The sequence below is a fragment of the Pseudomonas sp. AC247 genome, from assembly GCF_979258015.1.
In genome coordinates this window covers 2,949,236-2,970,363 of the sequence record NZ_OZ409829.1, presented here as the reverse complement: position 1 = coordinate 2,970,363, position 21,128 = coordinate 2,949,236, and the positions used below count along the sequence as shown (strand labels likewise).

Below are 21,128 nucleotides of genomic sequence, written 5' to 3'. Positions count from 1 at the left end.
TTGACTCTTTGGTCAACTGGTATACCAATCGGAAATGCGGCGCGCATGCTAGCCGTAGTGCTACTAAATGTATGTATGACGATTGAAATGTCAGACAGGCGGTTAGTTCACTCAAACGACTGTTTTATTCAGGCTGTCTCAAGGATGAAACACCCCTTGTAACGCCAACGGCTCACCGGTAGGAGCTGCCGCAGGCGGCGATCTTTTGATCTTGCTTTTGCTCATGAAGAAACAAGGGCAAAAGATCGCAGCCTGCGGCAGCTCCTACATGAGTGAACGGGTGAGGTTGGGGGATGTTTAGGCTTGCTGAATAATTAAGTTGGCGCCCTGATTGCGTGAGTTACCGACTGCTTTACCGACTTTGTACCATTCGAACGTTTCAGGGCTTTCACCTTCGAACAAGAGCATTTGTTCGGCGCGTTCGGCGGGCGTCGCCGGGTCGAGCCATTCCTGCGCCAATTCTGCGCGAAACACCACTGGCCGTCGGTCATGGATATCGAGCATGCCGCCCACGCTGTCGGCGGTGATGATCACGAAACCATCGTCGTCCCGAGCCTGCGCCTCGGGCGTAGGACATTGACCGATGGCTGCGCAGAAAACCGGACCTTGATCTGCCCGACGAATCAGCCAGGGTTGTCGGGTTTTGTCGTCGTCATCGACCCATTCAAACCAGTTGTCGACGGGGACGATCAGCCGATGGCGCCAGATCGCGCGAAAGAACGAGCCATGGGCGACTTTCTCCACCCGCGCATTGATTGGCGCGGCGCGATCCTTGGCCCAATGCGGACGCCAGCCCCAGCGCAGGTTGTCGGCGAAAAGCGTTTGCCCCTGCTGGTGGAGCACGGCCAGTGCGGTGGTCGGTGCAGCGTTGTAGCGAGCCAATGGCGCGTCGCCGACATGATTGATCAGCGCATCGGGAATGCTCAGGACGGCGACAAAGTCGTGGATGCCTCGGTACTGCGAGAGTCTTCCGCACATGGGCTGAATCTCCGGTAGGAAATTTCAGCGTAGTTGCTTCTTCGCACTCAATCCTGTGCGCCCTGACCGGTGAACGTATCGCGCCATTTCAGCCAGCGTCGTTCGAGCACCGCCAGCACACCGTCGCTGAGCTTGCCGAGCAAGGCCAGCACGATAATCGCCGCCAGTACGATGTCCGGCCGTGAGGTTTCGCGGCCGTCACTGAGCAGATAGCCCAGGCCTTTGGTGGCGGCGATCAACTCGGCCGCAACGAGAAACATCCACGCCAGACTCATGCCGCTGCGCAACCCGGTGAACAAACCGGGCAGGGCGGCGGGCAGCAAGATTCGCCGCACCAATTGCAGGCGGCTGAAGCCGTAGATATGACCGACCTCGACCAGTTTGCGATCGATGTTGCGAATGGCCGCGACGACGTTGACGTACACCGGGAAGAACGCGCCAATGGCGATCAAGACGATTTTCGAGGTTTCATCAATGCCCAGCCACAGCAACAACAGTGGCACCCAGGCCAGACTCGGAATTGCGCGCAGGGCGGCATAGGTCGGCTCCAGATACGCCTCGGCTTCGCGGCTCAAACCGACCCACGCGGCAAATACCAACGCCAGACTGGCGCCAATGGCGAAGCCCAACAGCACGCGAATCAGGCTCGCGCCGATGTGTTTCCACAAGGCGCCTTCGGCGAGGTCGGTGAGGGTCAGGGCGATCTCGCTGGGCGCGGGCATCTGGTAGGACGGCAGCCAGCCGATGCGTACGATAATTTCCAGCAGCACAACGATCAGCAGCGGTAAGGCCAGACCTTTGAAACGGCGCTGCCAGGTCGGATGAAGGGGCGACGTGCGTCGCGGCGCAACGAGTGGCGCGGGCAGTTGTTTGCTGTGACTGTTCATGAAATCGGGCTCCGCTCACGACAAAACCGCGACGGGCGCGGATTTGTCATGAAACTGTTCGGTTACTGGCGGGCGACGGCTTGCTGCACACCGCTGTCGAGCAATTGATCGATGACTTGATCGACATTCCCCCCGCGCCGCACCAACTCTTCGGAGACCAGAATCGGCGCGGCAGCCTTGGAGGCACTGACATCGTTTGTCGTCAGTTGCGGGCTGCTCAGGTCGGTGCGCGACAGCTGCAATTTGGCCACGTCCAGCGGCAGTCCGGATTCCTTGGCGAGCAGGGCGGCGAACGCGTCAGGGTTTTTCAGCGCCCAGTCGCGGGCCTGTTCGTAGGCCTTGATCACCGTCTCGATGGTTTGCGGATGCTCCTTGGCGTACTGCTCAGTGACGCTGATCACCCCGTAACTGTTGAAGGCCGGGTTGCGGTAGAGCAAGCGCGAACCCGCCTGCACCTGGCTGGCGGCCATATGCGGATCAAGGCCGGCCCAGGCGTCGACATCGCCTTTTTCCAGCGCCGTGCGGCCATCGGGATGTTGCAGGTGCACCAGTTCGACGTCGTCTTTTTTCAAGCCGGCCTGTTGCAGGCTGCGCAAGGTAAACAGGTAAGGATCGGTGCCTTTGGTCGCGGCGATCTTTTTGCCCTTGAGGTCGGCGATGGATTGATACGGCGAATCTTTGCGCACCACCAGCGCAGTCCATTCGGCGCGGCTGTAGACGTAAACCGATTGGATCGGACTGCCATTGGCACGGCTCAGCACTGCCGCGAGGCTGGCGCTGGAGGCGAAATCAACGCCGCCGCTGTTGAGGTATTCCAGCGAGCGGTTGCTGCCCTGGCTCAACACCCAGCTGACTTTGGTGTTGGGCAGGGCCTTTTCGAGGAAGCCGAAATTCTTCAGCACCAGGCTCACCGGCGAGTAATAGGCGTAATCAAGGTGCACCTCCGCCGGTGCGATTTCGGCGGCATGAGCGATGGGTTGCAGGCTCAGGGCAATGGCGCTGGCAGCCAGCAGTGTCTTGATACGAGGGAAGAACGATGTCATGGGCGCGCTCCGGCGAAGGCACAGGTTTCTTATGTCAAAAAAGATATTTTTATCGAATGCTTCCTGCATGAATGGAATATTGCAGGCTCTGTGCCATGTGCGCCAAAGCCCCGGAATACGGGGGATTTATTGCTTGGGAGGAGTATTCAGGTGTTGCGGGTGGAACAGTGTGGACGGCCACTGTTGCTCAGCCAACAGTCGATAGTGACGGTGCTGAGCTTATGCGTTAATCGAATTTCAAAAGTAAATATTAAGAGCGTTATGGTCTATGCAAACCCTCTTTGCAGGACTCGCCATGAAGCTTTCCCGTTTCCTACGTCGCGCGCTGACCGCGGCTTTATTTACCTCACCACTTTCCTACGCCGCCGAGCCGTTAGTCCTGCACGTGGGTGATCAGAATTACTACAACATCCGCGCTTCGGTGGAAGCCTCCGGGGTTTTGAAGGACGCGCCTTACACCGTCGACTGGAAACACTTTCAGGCCGCAGCGCCGCTGGCAGAAGCCTTGCAGACTGGATCGCTGGATCTGGGCTTTCTCGGAGACTCGGGCTTTCTGTTTCTGGCGGCAAAACAGGCACCAGTGAAACTCATCGGTGTTTCACGGCAGAACCCCGACACCATTGCCCTGCTGGTGCCGAAGGACTCGCCGGTGCAAACCATTGCCGACCTGAAGGGCAAGAAAGTCGCCTATTGGCCGGGGGCGTGGAGTCAACAGTTGACGCTGCGCGCACTGGAGCAGGGCGGTCTGCCGGAAAACTATGTCGACTTCGTCAAATTGATGCCGATCGATGCCGCCGCCGCATTGCCGCAGGGCAGCATCGATGCCTTCCCGGTCTGGGAACCGTACATTTCCCAGCAGATCCTGTTCTCCGGCGCACGGCCGATTCTCACTGCCAAAAACCTGATGCCGGGGCTCAGCGCTATCGCGGCCTCGACGCCATCGATCGATAGCAAGCGTGAGGCAATCGCCGATTTTCTCGGGCGTTTGAAGCAGGCACGGGCCTGGGTTGACAACCATACCGACGAGTACGCCGATCTGTGGGCGAAGAAGGCCAATCTCGATCAGCAGGTTTCCCGGCATTGGTTGCGCCAAGCGCACATGACCGTCGGGCCGGTGGATCAGCAAGCCGCGACGGACCTGCAAAGCACCGCAGACTTCCTGTTCAAGGTCAAAGCGCTGCCGACACCGTTGGCGACTGCGGGGATCATCGACAACTCTTTCCAACAAGCGTTTGCGCGCTGAACGAGCGTCGGAACCAAACCCTGTGTACCTTATCCAACCTCGGCTCGTAGCGCCGGGCACAAGGATGGATGAGGGCGAGGGAGTTTTGCCAGTCGACAACCTGACCACAGTGGTCGAAAGCAAGGCAAAACATGACCTCCGGATTCAAACTTGTGTGGGCCGCGGTGATTGCCCTAGGGCTGGCCGGCTGCATCGCCGCGCCCATCGAAATGACCGCGCAAACCGAAACACGCCTCAAGGCCCGGGCGCCCGTGCGCTTCCTGCTGACGTTCGATGATGGCCCCAGTGCGTCGAGTTTCTGGAACCCATCGGCGACCGTGCTCGACAGCCTCAAGGACAATCCGCTGCAACCCGGCATCAAAGCGGTGTTTTTCGTCCAGACCCGCGCCCCCCGCGCCGGTAACAGCGACATTGGCCGCGGCATCATGCGTCGCGAACACGCAGAAGGGCATATCCTCGGTTTTCACACCGCCACGCATTGGCACACCAACCATCGCTCGCTCGATCCGCAAGAACTCGAAGAATCGCTGACTCACGGCACGGCTGATATCGCGGCGATCACCGGCGCGCCGCCGACATTGCTGCGCCCGCCTTTCTGGAATTATGACAAGCGCACGTTTGCCGCTTATCAGCAGCATGGCTTACACGTTTTACTCACGGATATAAGCGCCAATGACGGCAAAATCTGGGGATTCAATGCCAGCCCGCGTCGCCGGGCAAACATGCTGCGGCAACTGTCGGTCGTGCGTGAAGAGGTGGCGCTGGGTAAGTTTCCGACGGTCGATGGGGTGATTCCGGTGGTGGTGACCTTTCATGACCTCAACCGCTACACCGCGCGGCATGCGCGCGAATACCTGCAGATCCTGCTCGACAGCGCCGCAGCGACGGGGGTGAGATTGGCGGACAAGCCGTTCTATGATGATCACGCTGCCCTGGAGAAAGCCGCGCTGGCGCGAACGGTTCAGCAAAGTTCGGAAGCGGTGGAGCTGCCCGGCATCTGGAACTGGATCTGGAATCACGACGCTGAATGAAGAGGTAAATGAAAGTTGTGATCCAGTTGGCATTTTTGTATCGAGCACGACACATATTGCTCATCTATGCTCAACGGATCGATCGATTTACCGCCTGCGAGGCGTCCGCCCATGCTTGCGATCACTGACATTTGCCGCATCGTCGAGTCCGGCTTTCCTGCGCTCAAATGTGACTGCACGCCATCCGCACAGGGGCTTTTGCAGATCAAGGTGTATGAGCCGGAAAGTGGCCGGGTGGACTTACTGCTCAATGGCGTTTCCCCGGAGCACCTCGTCACCATCCGTGACATTTCCAACTTCATCGGCGAGTTGCGCACCGAAATGACGGCGGGGCGCCGCGCCTTTGCGGGCTGAGCCCCTATAAACGACGTTGGAAAGCCTGCACGATGCGCAGCGTCGCCTCGCTGGTGTTGAGATTCTGCACCGCGTCCAGCGGGTGCCAGATGCAATCGATGATTTCATTCTGCGGGCGCACCTCATCGATGTTCAGCACTGAAGCTTCGTAGACGTGATGCCTTGTGCCGCCGGTTTGCAGTTCCATCAAATACAGCACATCGTCGGCGTCCAGCCCGGTTTCCTCCTGCAATTCGCGCACGGCTGCATGGGCTCGGGTTTCCCCTGGCTCGACTTTGCCGCCGGGCAAAGTCCAGCGACAGTGGGGTTTGCGCACCAGGAGAATGTGGCGATCCTGTTCGCAAATGACGGTGGCACGTACTTTCATCTGTTACCTATTTACTGCTTGTCACGAAAATGTAATGAAACTGCAATATTCGAGCCGCGCCCGGATTTAAAGGTTCCCGTTGAGTTTAGGAGCGCTTGACTGAGCGAAAAGTGCCGGCACTTTGACTTGTTGCGTTGGCGACACCCGGTTGGCATCCGATTTTGATCCGGGTGTAAGGTTAGAACGTGAAGCTGAATCCACCGTTAGCAAAAAGGAGGTGCCCATGAGCATTCCGATGCTGAACAAGATGCACATGAACGGGTATGACGTGCTCAGCGTAAATAACGGCCCATGGCGGGTTTGCACCCAGGGTGATCGTCTGGCCTCGTTTGCCAGCAAAGAGGAAGCGCTGGCGTATGCCGCAGCACTGCCTGGCTACAAAAAACGCCCGACGCGCGTGCAAAGTCACAAAACAAGCTGATTGGCGGTTAAAAAAAACAGCCCCGGTATAGACCGGGGCTGTTTGTTTGGGGTCGGATGGAGCTCGGGATCAGTGCACTTTGGTTCGACTGATGGCGCGTGCTTTCACTTCTTTGGCGTAAAGCTGCAAGCGTTCTTCATCGCTTTGCAGTACTTCGCAGGATCTCAATACAGTCTGCGCATCCGCTTCATTGCCGGACTTGCGCAACTGTTCAGCAATACGTTTAAGGTCGACTGCCGACCATCTCAGGTCCGATGCGACACTTTGCAGGTCGCGTTGAAGTTCGTGTTCGTATTCATTGAGCCGCATGATCACCTCCAGAACGTTCTCGGTAGAAAATAGTAGTCGCATTTTCCGCCAGCGGTGCAAGGCTTGCCTGTCGTTGGGCTGAGCGGTTGTGAAAAATTGTCCAAAGTTTCGCAAAGACGCTGTGCCACGATGGATGTACACCCGGTTACACGTTACATTCGCTTTTTTTCAGAGCAGGGAAACACCATGCGGATGTGGATCGGGAGTTTGGCGTTGGTCATGTTGGCAGGGTGCTCGTTGCCGGCGTCACTGGTGCCGGGTGAGCCGAATGTCAGCAAGATCAGTGGCAAGGCCCCCAAAGACTATGCCGCGTGTGTATTACCGTTGTGGCAGCAAGACGTTGCCAAGACTACGCAAACGTCGATCTCCAACGGTTATCGCATCACCGCGCCGAGCGTCATTACCGCTGACGAAATTCTCGACATCGTCAAATACAAGGACGGCAGCCGGGTGTCGTTGTACCAGGGGCCACCGTGGGCCAAGTCGGGTTCGTTGCGCAAATCGGTGCGCGACTGCCTGTAACGTCATTTGAAGGTGCAAAAAAAGCAGAAGCCGGGTCAACGGCTTCTGCTTTTTTTTCGACTTTTTGACACGAGGCCGTCAGTCTGAAATGTCGGTGAGCGGGATGCTCCCCACGTTGCCCTTTTTCTCTCGTCGATCCTGAATCCAGTCTTCCACTTGCTGGCCGAACTGCGCCGGCGCCTTGCGCCCGACCTTGCGCGCAATGTCGAGGATGGTTTGTTGGGCGAGGGCTTCTTCCATGCGTTTTTGCGCGTTCATCATCGCACCATGGATCGAACAGGTGCCCTCGATCGCCCACTCTGGCGGATTGCCTTCAAACAGGGCGCAACGCCCGCGGATGTCGCGGCATTCGAAAATATTCTTGCGTCCGTCGATGGCGTTGACGATATCGAGCAGGGTGATTTCATCCGCCGGCCGCGCCAGGCTGAAGCCGCCGCGCACGCCTTCACTGGCTACCACCAGTTTGGCCTTGGCCAGTTTGGTGAAAATCTTCGCCAGATACTCCACTGGCACGCCCTGCAATTCGGCGAGATCACGCACGCTGGCCTCGCGGCTGTTACCGCCGTTGCCAACCAGAAAGGCCAGGCAATGAATACCGTATTCGACGCCTGCACTGTAAAGAGACATAGATAAGTCCGACTTGATTTGTCGCAAATACTAGCAGTCCGAGCGGCGATCGGCAATCCGCTGGATTGGCCAGATTTACCGTTTTACGGGCTTTTAACCCATGTATTTGAGGGTTTTTCTGTTAAATGTGAGCGTTTAAGTATCGGTTAATTAGATTAAACCAATCGAATAATCTGACTTGTTGGATTTATATCCGACCAATACAGTCGGCGCTATCGGGGAGATAGCCAAACACCTCCGGACCTATTCATGACGCCCTTTTAAAGGGCACGGCTTTTCTGGAGATTCACAAATGAAGCAGCAGATTCTGGTAATTGGCGCCGGTTTTGGCGGCATGTGGTCGGCATTGAGCGCGACACGTCTGGTCGATATTCATGGCCGTGTCGATGTTCAAATCAGCGTGCTTGCACCGCAGGCGGAACTGCGTGTGCGCCCACGTTTCTACGAGCCGAACGCTCATCAACTGGCAGCACCGCTGCACGAACTGTTCGAAGCGGTCGGCGTTCACTTCATCAAAGGAGCGGCCGAGACCATCGACGTGGCGGCCAAAACTGTCGGTTACACCGATGCCTCCGGCAGCAAAAAAACCGTCCACTTCGACAAGCTGGTGTTGGCCAGTGGCAGTGGTCTGGCTCAGTCCGACACGCCGGGCGTCGCGCAGCATGCTTTTGACGTTGATCAGATCGAGGCGGCAATCCGCCTGGAAACGCATCTGAAATCACTGAAAGACCAGCCTGAGAGTCCGGCACGCAACACCGTGGTCGTCGCTGGTGGCGGCTTCACCGGGATTGAAACCGCGACCGAAATGCCAGGGCGTCTGCGCGAAATACTCGGTGAGCAGGCCGATCTCAAGGTGATCATCGTGGATCGCGGGCAGAAGATCGGTATTTCGATGGGCGAAGAAATCAGCCAGTCGATCATCGAGGCCAGTGCAGAACTGGGCGTCGAATGGCGTTTGGGTGTCTCGGTGCAGTCGGTCGATGCCAGTGGCGTGACACTGTCTGACGGCCAGCACATCGAGGCGAAAACGGTGATCTGGACTACAGGTGTGCGCGCCAGTTCGTTGACCGAGCAGATTCCGGCCGAGCGCGACAAGCAGGGTCGCCTGCATGTCGATTCCCACCTGAAAGTGATCGGCCAGGACGACATCTTTGCCACGGGTGACGTGGCTTACGCGGCCACCGACGATATCGGCAACTATGCACTGATGACCTGCCAGCACGCGATTTCGCTGGGGCGGCACGCCGGTAACAACGTTGCTGCGCAACTGCTCGGGGTCGAGCCGACGCCGTACAGCCAGCCGAAATACGTGACCTGCCTGGACCTCGGTGCCTGGGGCGCGGTGTACACCGAGGGCTGGGATCGTCAGGTGAAACTGGTCAAGCAGGAAGGCAAAACCTTGAAGACCCAGATCAATACGCAGTGGATCTATCCGCCGGCGGCTGATCGCGTGAGTGCGCTGGCAGCGGCGGATCCGATGATTCCTGTGGTCGCCTGAGCCACGGCAGAGAAGGGCGCGGATCTGATGCGCTGGAGGCGGTTCGCAATGCGCTGTGACAGTTGCTGGCAGAGGGTTTTTTCTGCAGCGACTAGGCTTTTGAGTGCCAGCCACAGGAGGGGCTGGCATTTTTGTTTGTTGGCTGTTTCAAGGAGCTTGGATCATGGATGATCTGGTGAAAGATGTTATTCCGCTGTTGCAGTATTTGATTCCCGGGTTTTTATCGACGTGGATTTTTTATTCACTTACAGCGTTCAGGCGGCCTGATACGTTTGGCCAGATCGTGCAGGCGCTGATTTTCACGTTCGTGATTCAAGGGGCGGTACTGGGGATTGGCGTGCTGTGTCTGTGGGTAGGCAGCCAAGGATTTTCCTTGGGCCAATGGAATGCCAAAACCGAAACAGGGTGGGCATTTGTTGTTTCACTGTCACTCGGACTGTTTTTCTGCCGCATAGTCTCCAGCGACAAATTGCATGGATGGTTACGTACTAGAAATCTGACGAAACAATCTTCCTACCCCAGTGAATGGTTCAGTTCTTTCGCCCAGTATCATCGCCTGGTCACTCTGCATTTGACTGATGACAGGCGCCTGTTTGGTTGGCCTGCGCAGTGGCCTCCGGAGTCTGCCAATGGCCAATTCGTGATGCAGAATCCGCGATGGCTGAAAAGCGATGGCACCGTGGTGCCTTCCGGGGCCGAATTTTTGCTGATAGATTCCGCGAAGGTTCAGTGGGTTGAGTTCAGCCCGTTATAAGAGGTTACGTCATGACCGCCAGAGCATCTCAACCCATGCCACCAAACGTGGCGCGTCTTTTCGCAGGCCCGGACGGCAAGCCTTCGCCGAATCTCAAAGGCCCCAGTGCGCCACCTCCGGCACCAAAACGCTAAATAACCCTTTCAGCCCCAACCTTCCTTCACCGCCCGGCGAATCGCCTCCAGCAACATCGCGAACGCCGGGTTGTCGTTGTTCTCCCGCCAGATCAGGTGCAGTTCGCTCTGCACCCCTTCACCCAGATCGATCTCGCGAAACACCACATTCCGGAACACCACACTGGTGGCGCAGCGCGGCACCAGCGCCAGGCCCATGCCGGCGTTGACCAGCGCCAGAATCGTCAGCGACGACCCCAGCCACTGCACATAATCCGGCGCGACCCGGGCTGAGCGCAGCATGCCGGTCAGCAGTTCGTTGAATGGCGGATAGGCAGCGTGGGAGTACATCAGGAACGGCTGTTTATCCAGATCACCGACTGATACTTCAAGCGCAGTCGCCAGTGGATGATTGCTCGGCACTGCCAGCACAAACGGTTCACGCACCAGGCATTCGGTGGCGTAGCCCGGCTCCAGCAACGGAGCGCGGGCGATGCCCAGATCGATGCGTCGCGCGCGCAGTGCTTCGTGCTGCTGGTAGGTGTTCATCTCCGAGAGATCGATTTTCACCTGCGGCTGTTTCAGCCGGGCTTCGGCGATGACCTTGGGCAAAAATTCATACACCGCGCTGCCGACAAAGCTGATGTTCACCGAACCGATATCGCCCTCGGCAAACCGTCGGGCGGTGACGGCGGCTTGCTGGGCGCGCTCGAGCAGGTTCTGTGCTTCGATGAAGAAAGCCCGGCCTGCCGCCGTGAGCGCGACGCTGCGCGTGCTGCGGGTAAACAGTTCGACGCCGAGGTGATGTTCCAGCAACTGGATCTGCCGGCTCAGCGGTGGCTGGGTCATGTTCAGTCGCTCGGCGGCGCGGCGAAAGTTCAGTTCCGTGGCGACGGTGGTGAAGCAGCGTAGTTGGGTGAGTTCGAACATTGATCTAATCCAGGTATCAATCGAATGCCAAGTTAGATTAGACGGGATCAATGATCGCCGTCCATGATCAACTCCATCGCTTCACGCCATCCCTAAAAAAACAAGATCGGGAGTCGCCTCTTGAAAACCCTGCAGAGTTCGCCGGATGTCACGGTACTCGCCCGTGCCGCCGCCAAGGTCAAGCGCCATGTGCTGCCGCTGTTCGTGGTGATGTTCATCGTCAACTACATCGACCGGGTCAATATCGGTTTCGTGCGCAGCCACCTGGAAACCGATCTGGGCATCGGCGCTGCGGCCTATGGGCTTGGCGCCGGGCTGTTTTTCGTGGGCTACGCACTGTTCGAAGTGCCGTCCAACATGCTGCTGCAACGCTACGGCGCGCGGGTCTGGCTAACGCGGATCATGTTCACCTGGGGTGCCGCCGCCATGGCCATGGCGTTCGTCAAAGGTGAAACCAGTTTCTACGTGCTGCGCTTTATTCTCGGTGCGGCGGAGGCGGGGTTCTTTCCGGGGATCATTTATTACTTCACCCAATGGCTGCCGGCCTCTGAGCGCGGCAAGACCATGGCGGTATTTCTCAGTGGTTCGGCGATTGCCTCGGTGATCTCCGGACCGGTGTCCGGTGCGCTTCTGCACATCAGCGGGCTGGGCCTGCATGGCTGGCAGTGGATGTTCCTGATCGAGGGTGCGGCATCCGTGGTGCTCTGTGGGTTTGTCTGGTTCTGGCTGCAATCGCATCCGCGTCAGGCCAAATGGTTGAGCGAAGAGGAGCGTGAAGCGCTGGTCGCGGCGATTGCCGAAGAGCAGCGAGCCCGTGAAGCGGTGCAAGAGGCCAAACCGTCGATGTTCAAACTGTTGGCGGATCGGCAGATCGCGCTGTTCTGTTTCATCTATTTTTCCATCGCCCTGACCATTTACGGCGCGACGTTCTGGCTGCCGAGCATGATCAAGAAGATGGGCAACCTCGGCGACTTCCAGGTCGGCCTGCTCAATTCGATCCCGTGGATTATCTCGATTGTCGCCATGTACGGCTTCGCGGCGATGGCCGGCAAGTGGAAGTTCCAGCAAGCCTGGGTCGCCCTGACGCTGGTGATCGCGGCGATCGGCATGTTCATGTCGACCACCGGCGGACCTATCTTCGCCTTCGTCGCGATCTGTTTCGCGGCCATCGGTTTCAAGGCGGCGTCGGCGCTGTTCTGGCCGATTCCGCAGAGCTATCTGGATGCGCGCATCGTCGCTGCGGTGATCGCATTGATCAACTCGATCGGCAACCTCGGCGGCTTCGTGGCGCCCACCGCGTTCGGCTTTCTCGAGCAAACCACCGGCTCCATCGAGGGCGGTCTGTATGGCCTGGCCGCGACGTCGCTGATCGCTGCGGTGGTGATCTTTTTTGCCCGCACGGCGCCCGGCGCAAAAGGTAAAAACCTTGCAAAGCCGCATGACGGGGCCGCCGTTGTCGTGACGGCCAGCCCGGCCGCGAGCCATTGAATTGATTGTTGATCTGTCAGGAGCGTTACCTTGAAAATCACCCGCGTAACCGTGACCCCGATTGCCTTCCGTGATCCGCCGTTGCTCAACGCCAGCGGCATCCACGAACCCTTCGCCCTGCGTTCGATCATCGAGATCGAAAGCGACAACGGCTACATCGGCCTCGGCGAAAGCTACGGCGACGCCCCGGCGCTGGCGATCCAGCAGCAGTTGCAGTCGCAGCTGATCGGCCTCGATCCATTCAACCTCAACCAGTTGCGCGCCATCGTGCAGGCCACCGTCGCGGCGAACAAACCGGCCAGTGTTGCCGGTGCCGAGCTGGCACCCGGTTCCCACGCGAGCAAAGCGGTGAGCAACGCCTACTCGGCGTTCGAGGTGGCCTTTCTCGATTTGCAGGCGCATTACCTGAACGTGCCATTGGTGGACCTGCTCGGCGGCGCCATTCGCGATGAGGTGCCGTTCAGTGCCTATCTGTTCTTCAAGTACGCACAGCACGTCGATTCGCCGTACAAACCAGATAACTGGGGCGAAGCGCTCAGCGAGCAGCAAATCGTTGCGCAGGCTGCACGGATGATCGAGGCGTACGGTTTCAAAAGCATCAAGCTCAAGGCCGGTACATTGCCGCCGGAGCATGAAGTGGCGTGCATCAAGGCCTTGAAAAAAGCTTTTCCCGGTTATCCGTTGCGCATTGATCCGAACGGCAACTGGTCACTGGCAACGTCTATTCGCATGGCCGAGTTGCTCGGTGATGATCTGCAGTATTACGAAGACCCGACCCCGGGCCTCGATGGCATGGCCGAATTGCACAAGCGCACGGGCCTGCCGCTGGCGACCAATATGGTGGTCACCGATTTCGACGAATTTCGCCGCAGTGTCGCGCAGAACAGCGTGCAGATCGTCCTCGCCGACCATCATTATTGGGGCGGCCTGCGCGACACGCAGACGCTGGCGAAGATGTGCGATGTGTTCGGTGTTGGCGTGTCGATGCATTCCAATTCGCACCTGGGCATCAGCCTGATGGCGATGGCGCATGTGGCGGCGGCCGTGCCGAATCTGGATTACGCCTGCGACACGCATTACCCGTGGCAGGAGTCGGATGAAGAAGTCATCAAGGGCGGCAAGCTGCCGATTGTCGACGGCTGCGTGAAGATCACGCGAGCGCCGGGGCTTGGGCTGGAACTGGATCACGAGCAGTTGGGCAAGCTGCATGATCAGTACCTGACGTGCGGGATTCGTCAGCGTGACGATGTGCGGCAGATGCAACGCTATAAGCCGGACTGGAAGGCGGTCAAACCGAGGTTTTGATAGCGTCAGGACTGGCCTCATCGCGGGCAAGCCCGCTCCCACAGGTTCTTCGTTGAATACAGAGTTTGCAATCGACACGACAACCTGTGGGAGCGGGCTTGCCCGCGATGAGGTTCTCCAGTCAGAGTGTCTTTACCAGCCAATCCCGAAACGCTTTCAGCGATGGCAGATTTTCATTGCGCGGCGGATACACCAGGTAATAGCTGCGTCGGCTGGTAATCGCTTCCCCGAGTTGCAGCAGATCACCATTCAATAACTCATCCTCCACCAAAATCCGCGGCACCAATCCCACCCCGATATTCGCCCGCACTGCCTGAATCAAGTGCGAGGTCATCTCAAAACTCGGGCCGATGCGCATGCTGCGGTGGGGCAGGCCGTGATGACTGAACCATTCCGCCCATGCCTGCGCATTGCTGCTGACGTTGAGCAGCAGTTGCCCGGCGATCCGCTGTTCGGCGTCATTACGCTCGGCAGCCGAGAGCTGCGCGCTGGCGATCACCACCAGCTCTTCGGTGTGCAGGGGCAGGGCGGTCAGCCCCGGCCACTCTCCGCTGCCGACGCAAATCGCCGCATCGATTTCGCTGGTATCAAAGTCGATTGCTTCGATACGCGAATGCAAATGCACCGTCATGCCCGGGTGGGCGTTATAGAAATCCTTGAGTCGCGGCAACAGCCACTTCGAACCGAAGGTCGGTAGCGTCGCCAGGCGCAAACTGTGAACGCCGGAACCAAACGCCATCGCCTGCAATGTCGCGCTGCGAATTTGCCCCAACGCCTCTGCCAGCTCGCGCTGATACATGCGCCCGACGTCGGTGAGCACCACTTGCCGGCCTTCACGAGTGAACAAGCGCATGCCGAGCATTTTCTCGAGAATCTGCACTTGCCGGCTGACCGCGCTTTGCGTCAGCGACAGTTCATGCGCCGCGCGGGTGTAGCTTTCATGGCGTGCGGCAGCCTCGAACGCCAGCAATAACGACATCGACGGTGTGAGCGTGCGCGGATTCATTCGTAAAAGTCATCAATAGCGGGTCGAATTTACGGTTGTCCCAAGGTCGTTCAGCAATGAACATGGGCACCATTAGATGGCGCAGCCTGACGCAATCATTCATTGCGTACAACTGTTCAGCGCCACATAGCCCGATGTTGACCGAGATTTCCTGACCGATGATTGCCCAGCTGTCCCCCGCCAAAGCCCTGGCCGCCGATTACCAACAGTTCCTGAATGCGCTGAAGAACAGCGGTTTTCGCGGTGAAATCAGCGCCGATTACGCCAGCCGCGTGGTGCTGGCGACCGACAACTCGATCTATCAGCGCTTGCCGCAAGCGGCGGTGTTTCCGATGGACGCCGATGACGTCGCGCGGGTGGCGCGACTGATCGCCGAGCCGGCCTATCAACACGTGGTGATCACCCCGCGCGGCGGCGGCACCGGTACCAATGGCCAATCGTTGACCGATGGCATCGTCGTCGACCTGTCGCGGCACATGAACCGCATCCTCGAAATCAACGTCGAGGAGCGCTGGGTGCGCGTGCAGGCCGGGGTGGTCAAGGATCAGCTCAACGCCGCACTGAAATCTGCCGGGCTGTTCTTCGCCCCTGAGCTGTCGACCTCCAACCGCGCCACCGTCGGCGGCATGATCAACACCGATGCCAGCGGGCAGGGCAGTTGCACCTACGGCAAGACCCGCGACCATGTGCTTGAACTCGACATGGTCTTGCGCGGTGGCGAGCGTTTGCACGGTCAGCCGCTGGAAGAGCGCGAACTGCAAGCGCTTTGCGCCCGCACAGATCGCGTCGGCGAAGTCTATCGCTGTGCTCGGCAGATCATTGATGAGCAGGGTGAGCTGATCAAAGAACGCTTCCCCGATCTCAATCGTTGCCTGACCGGTTATGACCTCGCGCACTTGCGTGAAGCGGACAACCGTTTCAACCTCAACAGCGTGCTGTGCGGCGCCGAAGGCTCGCTGGGTTTCGTGGTCGAGGCACGCCTGAATGTGCTGCCGATCCCCACGCACACGATGCTGGTGAACATCCGCTACGCCGGGTTCATGGACGCCTTGCGCGATGCGCGGGCGTTGATGGCGCTCAAGCCGTTATCGATCGAAACCGTCGACTCGAAAGTCTTGCTGCTGGCGATGCAGGACATCGTCTGGCACGGTGTCGCCGAATACTTCCCGGCGAGCGCCGAGCGGCCGACTCTGGGCATCAATCTGGTCGAGTTCTGTGGTGACGATCCGGAAGAGTTGAAACGGCGGGTCGAGGCGTTTGTCGAGCACTTGAGCAGCGACCGCACGGTCGAGCGTCTGGGCCACACACTGGCGGTCGGCCACGCGGCGGTAAACAAGGTCTACGGCATGCGCAAACGGGCGGTGGGCTTGCTCGGCAACGTCGCCGGTGAAGCGCGGCCGCAGCCGTTTGTCGAAGACACGGCGGTGCCGCCGCAGCATCTGGCCGAGTACATCGCCGAATTGCGCGACCTGCTCGACAGCCACGGTTTGCAGTACGGCATGTTCGGTCACGTCGATGCGGGCGTGCTGCACGTGCGACCGATTCTCGACATGAAAGACCCGCAGCAAGCCGCGCTGGTGCGTCCGGTGTCCGATGGCGTCGCGGCGCTGACCCAGCGTTACGGCGGTCTGCTGTGGGGCGAGCACGGCAAAGGTCTGCGTTCGGAATACGCGCCGGCATTTTTCGGTGAACTCTATCCGGCGCTGCAAGCACTGAAAGCGGCGTTCGACCCGTTCAACCAGTTCAACCCCGGCAAGATCGCCACCCCAGCCAACACCGATGCGGCGTTGCTGAAGATCGACGAAGTGACCCTGCGCGGTGAACTCGATCGGCAGATCGACGAAAAGGTCTGGCAGGACTACGGCGCGGCCATGCACTGCAACGGCAACGGCGCCTGCTACAACTTCGACCCGGATGATGCGATGTGCCCGTCATGGAAGGCCACCCGCGAGCGTTCGCAGTCGCCGAAGGGGCGCGCGTCGTTGATCCGCGAGTGGCTGCGTTTGCAGGGCGAGGCGGGCGTCGATGTGTTGTCTGATGCCATGCGCAAACCGGCGTTTTTCAGCACGCTGTGGCAGCGCTGGCGCAACACGCGTCAGCAGTCCGAAGATTTCTCTCATGAGGTTTACGACGCCATGGCCGGTTGCCTGGCGTGCAAGTCCTGCGCGGGGCAGTGCCCGGTGAAGGTCAATGTGCCGGAGTTTCGTTCACGCTTTCTTGAGCTGTATCACGGCCGCTATCTGCGTCCGGCGCGGGATTATCTGATCGCCTCGCTGGAGTACAGCATTCCGTACATGGCGCGAATTGCGGCGCTGTACAACGGCATGATGGGCGCTGCGTGGGTGCGTGGTCTGCTAGAGCGTGTCGGCGGCATGGTCGATGTGCCGTTGCTCAGTCGTTTTGATTTTCATGCCGCCATGCGTCGCTGGCAAGTGCAACCGGCCACGGTCTCGACCTTGTCCGCACTGACCGAGGCGCAACGTGAACGCAGTGTGGTGATCGTCCAGGATGCGTTCACGCGTTACTTCGAAGCGCCGCTGCTGGCCGACCTGGTCGAGCTGATTTCGCGTCTTGGTTATCAGGTTTATCTGGCACCGTTCAGCGCCAATGGCAAGCCGTTGCACGTGCAGGGTTTCCTGTCGGCGTTCAATCGCGCGGCGTTGCGCAATGCGCGGCAGTTGCGTGAGCTTGCAGATATTGGCGTGCCGCTGCTGGGCCTTGATCCGGCCATGACCCTGGTCTATCGCCAGGAATATTTGAAAGTACCCGGCATGCAACAATGCCCGGACGTGGCGCTGGTGCAGGAGTGGCTGCTCAAGGTCATGCCGGAGCAAGCGCCTCAGGATCATCGCGAAGAATTCCGACTGCTCGCCCATTGCACCGAAAAAACCAACGCACCGGCCGCGACCCGCCAGTGGGAGCAGGTATTCGAGCGTGCCGGTTTGCAACTGGCGACGCAGGCCACGGGGTGCTGCGGCATGTCCGGCACCTATGGCCACGAGGCGCGCAACCGTGAAACCTCAGCGGTGATTTACCAGCAGTCGTGGGCGCGTCAGGTCGATGCGCCGGCAGAGAAGGGCGAAGCACTGGCCACCGGTTATTCTTGCCGCAGCCAGGTTAAACGCCAGTCGGATCAGGCACTGCGCCACCCGTTGCAGGTGTTGCTTGAGGTTCAACGTCGCTGAGGTCGTTGCCCGTGTCCTTGTCCCAGATCAGGCGCGGATCGAAACTCATCGCCGCGAGCATGGTGAACACCACGACCAGGCCGAAAAACAGAATGCCCGGTCGTGGCTCGATATCGCCCAGCGCCTGGAATTTCACCAGCGCCGCGACTAGCGCCACCACCAGCACGTCGAGCATTGACCAATAGCCGATCAGCTCGACGAAGCGGTACAGTTTCGAACGCTCTTTGCGCGCCCAGGCGCTGTCGCGTTGCACGGTGGTCAGCAGCAGGGTCAGGGCAACAAACTTGATCCCCGGCACGGCAATACTGGCGATGAAGATGATCAGCGCAATGTCCCACGCCCCAGCCTCCCAGAACTCCAGCACGCCGCTCATGATCGTGCTGTCGGCGCCGCTGCCGAGCATGGTGGTGTTCATCACTGGCAAGAGATTGGCCGGCACGTAAAACGCCAGCGCGGCGAGCATGTAGGCCCAGGTGCGCGTCAACGAATTGGTCTTGCGCCGATGCAGCGGCGCGTCGCAGCGCGGACATTCATGCGGCTCGTCGGTCATGTCGCAAGCCAGCCCGCAGCTGTGACACAGGCACAGATTGAGTTCGCTGGCGGTCGGTGGTCGCTTCATAGAATGTCCCAGAGGTCACGGATGTCGCGACCGGCAATGCGGATCATCATCAGGCTCAGTACCGCCAGCGCGAACAGGCCGATGCCGGGCAACACGTCGAGCAAGCCGGCGAGTTTGAACACCGCGACCATGGCGCCGAGCAAACACACTTCGAGCATGCTCCAGGGGCGCAGGGTTTCCAGCCAGCGCATGCACAGCTTGAACCCCGGCGCACGCTGTCCGCCGAGGGCGAAGCCCAGCACCCAAATCAACAATACGAGCTGAAATGCCGGGGCAATGATGATGGCAATGGCCGCGACCATGGCGATGAAGGTGATCGGCCCCTGACTCAGCGCCAGCACCGAGTCCCACAGCGTCGCGCTGTTTTTCAGGCCTTTCATGCTGATGCTCATCACCGGGTAGAAGTTGGCAAACAGCCACAGCACCGCCGCCGTGAACGTCAGCGCGAGCCGCTGCTCAACGCTCAAACCATTGAAGCGCTGAAGCACGCCACCGCAGCGTACGCACGAGGTTTTCTGGTGTTTGCCGAGCACGGCTTTTTCATACACACAATCGCAGTGCTCGCAGATGATCAGGTGTTCGGTGTTGACCATGGACAACGCTCGACAGCAAAGACCTGATCACTATAGACGCTCCCTTGTAGGAGCTGCCGCAGGCTGCGATCTTTTGATGTTGTTTTTTAAAAGGCAAGATCAACAGATCGCAGCCTGCGGCAGCTCCTACAGGGGCAATGGATTGAGTGCGGGATTCGCTGACCACGTCTGCAAACACACACCCCAACCCCAACAGGTCTGGCGAATGAGTGTCTGGTTCAAGGTTATGCTTCGGCGTTCCAGTGAACATCTGTTTTGACTGACGCGACGCCTTCGCGCATCCAACCCTGTAGGAGCTGCCGCAGGCTGCGATCTTTTGATGTTGTTTTTAAGACAAGATCAACAGATCGCAGCCTTCGGCAGCTCCTACATGGCGTCGGATCGGTTATTTGCGGTCGAGCCATACGGTTTGGGCGTTGCAGAATTCGCGGACGCCGAAGTGCGACAGTTCGCGGCCGAAACCGCTTTTCTTCACGCCGCCGAAGGTTACGCGCGGGTCGCTGGCGGAGTAGCCGTTGATGAACACGCCGCCGGTTTCCAGTTCGCTGGTCAGTTGCTGGGCCAGTGGCACGTTGGCGGTGTAGATCGTCGCGGTCAGGCCGAACTCGCTGTCGTTGGCCAGCGCTACTGCATGGGCGCAATCGCGGGCGGTAATGATCGAGGCGACCGGGCCGAACAGTTCCTGTTTGAACGAGGTCATGCGGTCGGTGACATCGGCCAGCACGGTGGGCTCGTAGTAGTTGCCGGCGCCTGCGGTTTTGCCGCCACCGAGCAACAGCGTCGCGCCTTCTTCAAGGGTGTCGCGCACTTGCTGATCGAGTTCATCACGCAGATCGAAACGCGCCATCGGGCCAATGTAAGTGTCGGCGGCCAATGGGTCGCCCACTTTCAGCTTGCGCGTGGCTTCGACGAATTTGCGGGTGAACTCTTCAACCACGCCTTCTTCGATGATCAGACGCTTGGCCGCTGCGCAGACCTGGCCGGAGTTCTGATAGCGGCCGATGACTGCTGCCTGCACGGCTTCGTCGATATCAGCATCGTTGAGCACGATGAACGGGTCGGAGCCGCCCAATTCAAGCACGCATTTCTTCAGCGCAGCACCGGCCTGAGCGCCGATGGCCATGCCGGCACGGACGCTACCGGTCAGGGTCACCGCAGCAATGCGCGGGTCGGCAATGGCGGTCGAAACGCCTTCCGGGGTGACGTTGATCACTTCAAACACGCCGTCAGCAAAACCGGCACGGGTGAAGGCGTCGCGCAGCAGATAAGCGCTGCCCATCACGTTCGGCGCATGCTTAAGCACGTAAGTGTTGCCGGCGATCAGCGCAGGAACGGCGCCGCGCAGCACTTGCCAGATCGGGAAGTTCCACGGCATCACAGCAAGGATCGGGCCGAGCGGACGGTACTCGATGCGTGCCTTGCCGCCTTCAACCTGAGTCGGCTCCGCGTCGAGCATGGCCGGGCCGTTTTCGGCGTACCACTCGCAGAGCTTGGCGCATTTCTCGATTTCGCCACGGGCCTGAGCGATCGGCTTGCCCATTTCCTGAGTGATCATGGTCGCCATGGCTTCAGCGGTGTCACGCAGCGCGCCGGCGAGGGCGGTCAGCAAACGCGAGCGATCCTGCAGCGGCTTGCGTTTCCATTTGCCGAAGCCGTAAGCAGCGCGGGTCAGCGCGGCGTCGAGTGCGGCGGCGGATTCAAATGCGTAGTGGCCGATCTGCTCGCCGGTGGCTGGGTTGATCGAGATGGCGTGGGTCTGGCTGGAAATCTGGCTCATGGTCTCGTCCTGCATGTTCGTCGGATGAGCCTAGAGTAGGGTGGTGTTTGTTTTCTGGAAACTGAATAATAAAGATCG

Annotated in this window: 21 protein-coding genes; 10 read left to right on the top strand and 11 right to left on the bottom strand. The window is 59.3% G+C overall.

What is annotated here, in order from left to right; genetic code table 11:
- Nucleotides 1-297 precede the first annotated feature (297 nt).
- The 3 genes from ACZZ0B_RS13520 to ACZZ0B_RS13510 all read right to left on the bottom strand — a co-directional run bounded on the left by ACZZ0B_RS13520 (nt 298) and on the right by ACZZ0B_RS13510 (nt 2,908).
- Nucleotides 298-978 (bottom strand): SOS response-associated peptidase, encoded by a 681-nt coding sequence (locus ACZZ0B_RS13520; RefSeq protein WP_008085829.1) that lies wholly within the window; start codon nt 976-978, stop codon nt 298-300.
- A 47-nt stretch (nt 979-1,025) separates the two neighbouring features.
- On the bottom strand, nt 1,026-1,865 hold the full coding sequence (locus ACZZ0B_RS13515) for an ABC transporter permease (RefSeq protein WP_463545450.1): 840 nt from the start codon (nt 1,863-1,865) through the stop codon (nt 1,026-1,028).
- A gap of 62 nt (nt 1,866-1,927) precedes the next feature.
- Nucleotides 1,928-2,908 (bottom strand): aliphatic sulfonate ABC transporter substrate-binding protein, encoded by a 981-nt coding sequence (locus ACZZ0B_RS13510; RefSeq protein ID WP_463545449.1) that lies wholly within the window; start codon nt 2,906-2,908, stop codon nt 1,928-1,930.
- A gap of 295 nt (nt 2,909-3,203) precedes the next feature.
- On the opposite strand from ACZZ0B_RS13510, the gene ACZZ0B_RS13505 reads away from it, so the two are divergent.
- The 3 genes from ACZZ0B_RS13505 (at nt 3,204) to ACZZ0B_RS13495 (ending at nt 5,536) form a co-directional block, all read left to right on the top strand.
- Entirely contained in the window at nt 3,204-4,151 is a 948-nt protein-coding gene (locus ACZZ0B_RS13505) for an ABC transporter substrate-binding protein (RefSeq protein WP_463545448.1), read from the top strand.
- 131 nt (nt 4,152-4,282) lie between these two features.
- Nucleotides 4,283-5,182: a polysaccharide deacetylase family protein gene (locus ACZZ0B_RS13500; RefSeq protein WP_463545447.1), complete on the top strand. Its 900-nt coding sequence runs from the start codon at nt 4,283-4,285 to the stop codon at nt 5,180-5,182.
- A 111-nt stretch (nt 5,183-5,293) separates the two neighbouring features.
- Nucleotides 5,294-5,536: a DUF1652 domain-containing protein gene (locus tag ACZZ0B_RS13495; protein ID WP_008085818.1), complete on the top strand. Its 243-nt coding sequence runs from the start codon at nt 5,294-5,296 to the stop codon at nt 5,534-5,536.
- A 4-nt stretch (nt 5,537-5,540) separates the two neighbouring features.
- Here ACZZ0B_RS13495 and ACZZ0B_RS13490 read toward each other — a convergent pair whose 3' ends face one another.
- A complete protein-coding gene (locus tag ACZZ0B_RS13490; protein ID WP_158830865.1) occupies nt 5,541-5,903 on the bottom strand; it encodes an NUDIX hydrolase in 363 nt (120 codons plus the stop codon).
- A 223-nt stretch (nt 5,904-6,126) separates the two neighbouring features.
- Between ACZZ0B_RS13490 and ACZZ0B_RS13485 the strand changes: the two genes are divergently transcribed.
- A complete protein-coding gene (locus ACZZ0B_RS13485) occupies nt 6,127-6,324 on the top strand; it encodes a DUF2188 domain-containing protein (protein WP_463545446.1) in 198 nt (65 codons plus the stop codon).
- Nucleotides 6,325-6,393: 69 nt separating this feature from the next.
- Here the strand turns inward: ACZZ0B_RS13485 and ACZZ0B_RS13480 are convergent, their stop codons facing one another.
- Nucleotides 6,394-6,633, bottom strand: coding sequence for a hypothetical protein (locus tag ACZZ0B_RS13480; RefSeq protein WP_008085812.1), 240 nt, complete (start codon nt 6,631-6,633; stop codon nt 6,394-6,396).
- 186 nt (nt 6,634-6,819) lie between these two features.
- Here ACZZ0B_RS13480 and ACZZ0B_RS13475 point away from each other — a divergent pair, with 186 nt between their 5' ends.
- Nucleotides 6,820-7,155 (top strand): hypothetical protein, encoded by a 336-nt coding sequence (locus ACZZ0B_RS13475; protein ID WP_008085810.1) that lies wholly within the window; start codon nt 6,820-6,822, stop codon nt 7,153-7,155.
- 78 nt (nt 7,156-7,233) lie between these two features.
- On the opposite strand, the gene ACZZ0B_RS13470 is transcribed toward ACZZ0B_RS13475, so the two are convergent.
- The gene (locus ACZZ0B_RS13470; RefSeq protein ID WP_463545445.1) at nt 7,234-7,782 is read right to left on the bottom strand and encodes an RrF2 family transcriptional regulator; all 549 of its coding nucleotides are present in this window, start codon (nt 7,780-7,782) and stop codon (nt 7,234-7,236) included.
- A 292-nt stretch (nt 7,783-8,074) separates the two neighbouring features.
- On the opposite strand from ACZZ0B_RS13470, the gene ACZZ0B_RS13465 reads away from it, so the two are divergent.
- Complete coding sequence (locus ACZZ0B_RS13465) at nt 8,075-9,280, top strand: NAD(P)/FAD-dependent oxidoreductase (protein ID WP_463545444.1); 1,206 nt, start codon at nt 8,075-8,077, stop codon at nt 9,278-9,280.
- 163 nt (nt 9,281-9,443) lie between these two features.
- Nucleotides 9,444-10,034: a DUF6338 family protein gene (locus ACZZ0B_RS13460; protein WP_008085806.1), complete on the top strand. Its 591-nt coding sequence runs from the start codon at nt 9,444-9,446 to the stop codon at nt 10,032-10,034.
- A 143-nt stretch (nt 10,035-10,177) separates the two neighbouring features.
- On the opposite strand, the gene ACZZ0B_RS13455 is transcribed toward ACZZ0B_RS13460, so the two are convergent.
- Nucleotides 10,178-11,077 carry a LysR family transcriptional regulator gene (locus ACZZ0B_RS13455; protein ID WP_008085804.1) on the bottom strand — a complete coding sequence of 300 codons (900 nt, stop codon included), beginning with the start codon at nt 11,075-11,077 and terminating at the stop codon, nt 10,178-10,180.
- Between the two features lie 120 nt (nt 11,078-11,197).
- On the opposite strand from ACZZ0B_RS13455, the gene ACZZ0B_RS13450 reads away from it, so the two are divergent.
- Complete coding sequence (locus ACZZ0B_RS13450; protein ID WP_463545443.1) at nt 11,198-12,565, top strand: MFS transporter; 1,368 nt, start codon at nt 11,198-11,200, stop codon at nt 12,563-12,565.
- 30 nt (nt 12,566-12,595) lie between these two features.
- A complete protein-coding gene (locus ACZZ0B_RS13445; RefSeq protein ID WP_463545442.1) occupies nt 12,596-13,870 on the top strand; it encodes a glucarate dehydratase family protein in 1,275 nt (424 codons plus the stop codon).
- A 121-nt stretch (nt 13,871-13,991) separates the two neighbouring features.
- Here the strand turns inward: ACZZ0B_RS13445 and ACZZ0B_RS13440 are convergent, their stop codons facing one another.
- A complete protein-coding gene (locus ACZZ0B_RS13440; RefSeq protein WP_463545441.1) occupies nt 13,992-14,876 on the bottom strand; it encodes a LysR substrate-binding domain-containing protein in 885 nt (294 codons plus the stop codon).
- 158 nt (nt 14,877-15,034) lie between these two features.
- On the opposite strand from ACZZ0B_RS13440, the gene ydiJ reads away from it, so the two are divergent.
- Nucleotides 15,035-18,061, top strand: coding sequence for a D-2-hydroxyglutarate dehydrogenase YdiJ (ydiJ, locus tag ACZZ0B_RS13435; protein ID WP_463545440.1), 3,027 nt, complete (start codon nt 15,035-15,037; stop codon nt 18,059-18,061).
- On the opposite strand, the gene ACZZ0B_RS13430 is transcribed toward ydiJ, so the two are convergent.
- The 3 genes from ACZZ0B_RS13430 to ACZZ0B_RS13420 form a co-directional block, all read right to left on the bottom strand.
- The gene (locus ACZZ0B_RS13430) at nt 17,994-18,680 is read right to left on the bottom strand and encodes a paraquat-inducible protein A (RefSeq protein WP_463545439.1); all 687 of its coding nucleotides are present in this window, start codon (nt 18,678-18,680) and stop codon (nt 17,994-17,996) included. The two genes, ydiJ and ACZZ0B_RS13430, sit on opposite strands and share 68 nt — an antisense overlap.
- The gene (locus tag ACZZ0B_RS13425) at nt 18,677-19,273 is read right to left on the bottom strand and encodes a paraquat-inducible protein A (RefSeq protein WP_008085792.1); all 597 of its coding nucleotides are present in this window, start codon (nt 19,271-19,273) and stop codon (nt 18,677-18,679) included. The genes ACZZ0B_RS13430 and ACZZ0B_RS13425 overlap by 4 nt, the downstream gene beginning before the upstream one ends.
- Before the next feature lie 385 nt (nt 19,274-19,658).
- The gene (locus tag ACZZ0B_RS13420; protein ID WP_463545438.1) at nt 19,659-21,050 is read right to left on the bottom strand and encodes an aldehyde dehydrogenase family protein; all 1,392 of its coding nucleotides are present in this window, start codon (nt 21,048-21,050) and stop codon (nt 19,659-19,661) included.
- Nucleotides 21,051-21,128 lie beyond the last annotated feature (78 nt).

Excerpts from the sequence above, each read along its gene's own strand:
- ACZZ0B_RS13425 (WP_008085792.1), bottom strand. The coding sequence starts at position 19,273 with ATGGTCAACACCGAACACCTGATCATCTGCGAGCACTGCGATTGTGTG.
- ACZZ0B_RS13455 (WP_008085804.1), bottom strand. The coding sequence starts at position 11,077 with ATGTTCGAACTCACCCAACTACGCTGCTTCACCACCGTCGCCACGGAA.
- ACZZ0B_RS13420 (WP_463545438.1), bottom strand. The coding sequence starts at position 21,050 with ATGAGCCAGATTTCCAGCCAGACCCACGCCATCTCGATCAACCCAGCC.
- ACZZ0B_RS13520 (WP_008085829.1), bottom strand. The coding sequence starts at position 978 with ATGTGCGGAAGACTCTCGCAGTACCGAGGCATCCACGACTTTGTCGCC.
- ACZZ0B_RS13485 (WP_463545446.1), top strand. The coding sequence starts at position 6,127 with ATGAGCATTCCGATGCTGAACAAGATGCACATGAACGGGTATGACGTG.
- ACZZ0B_RS13490 (WP_158830865.1), bottom strand. The coding sequence starts at position 5,903 with ATGAAAGTACGTGCCACCGTCATTTGCGAACAGGATCGCCACATTCTC.
- ACZZ0B_RS13510 (WP_463545449.1), bottom strand. The coding sequence starts at position 2,908 with ATGACATCGTTCTTCCCTCGTATCAAGACACTGCTGGCTGCCAGCGCC.
- ACZZ0B_RS13440 (WP_463545441.1), bottom strand. The coding sequence starts at position 14,876 with ATGAATCCGCGCACGCTCACACCGTCGATGTCGTTATTGCTGGCGTTC.
- ydiJ (WP_463545440.1), top strand. The coding sequence starts at position 15,035 with ATGATTGCCCAGCTGTCCCCCGCCAAAGCCCTGGCCGCCGATTACCAA.
- ACZZ0B_RS13500 (WP_463545447.1), top strand. The coding sequence starts at position 4,283 with ATGACCTCCGGATTCAAACTTGTGTGGGCCGCGGTGATTGCCCTAGGG.
- ACZZ0B_RS13470 (WP_463545445.1), bottom strand. The coding sequence starts at position 7,782 with ATGTCTCTTTACAGTGCAGGCGTCGAATACGGTATTCATTGCCTGGCC.
- ACZZ0B_RS13495 (WP_008085818.1), top strand. The coding sequence starts at position 5,294 with ATGCTTGCGATCACTGACATTTGCCGCATCGTCGAGTCCGGCTTTCCT.
- ACZZ0B_RS13515 (WP_463545450.1), bottom strand. The coding sequence starts at position 1,865 with ATGAACAGTCACAGCAAACAACTGCCCGCGCCACTCGTTGCGCCGCGA.
- ACZZ0B_RS13430 (WP_463545439.1), bottom strand. The coding sequence starts at position 18,680 with ATGAAGCGACCACCGACCGCCAGCGAACTCAATCTGTGCCTGTGTCAC.
- ACZZ0B_RS13475 (WP_008085810.1), top strand. The coding sequence starts at position 6,820 with ATGCGGATGTGGATCGGGAGTTTGGCGTTGGTCATGTTGGCAGGGTGC.
- ACZZ0B_RS13460 (WP_008085806.1), top strand. The coding sequence starts at position 9,444 with ATGGATGATCTGGTGAAAGATGTTATTCCGCTGTTGCAGTATTTGATT.
- ACZZ0B_RS13505 (WP_463545448.1), top strand. The coding sequence starts at position 3,204 with ATGAAGCTTTCCCGTTTCCTACGTCGCGCGCTGACCGCGGCTTTATTT.
- ACZZ0B_RS13480 (WP_008085812.1), bottom strand. The coding sequence starts at position 6,633 with ATGCGGCTCAATGAATACGAACACGAACTTCAACGCGACCTGCAAAGT.
- ACZZ0B_RS13465 (WP_463545444.1), top strand. The coding sequence starts at position 8,075 with ATGAAGCAGCAGATTCTGGTAATTGGCGCCGGTTTTGGCGGCATGTGG.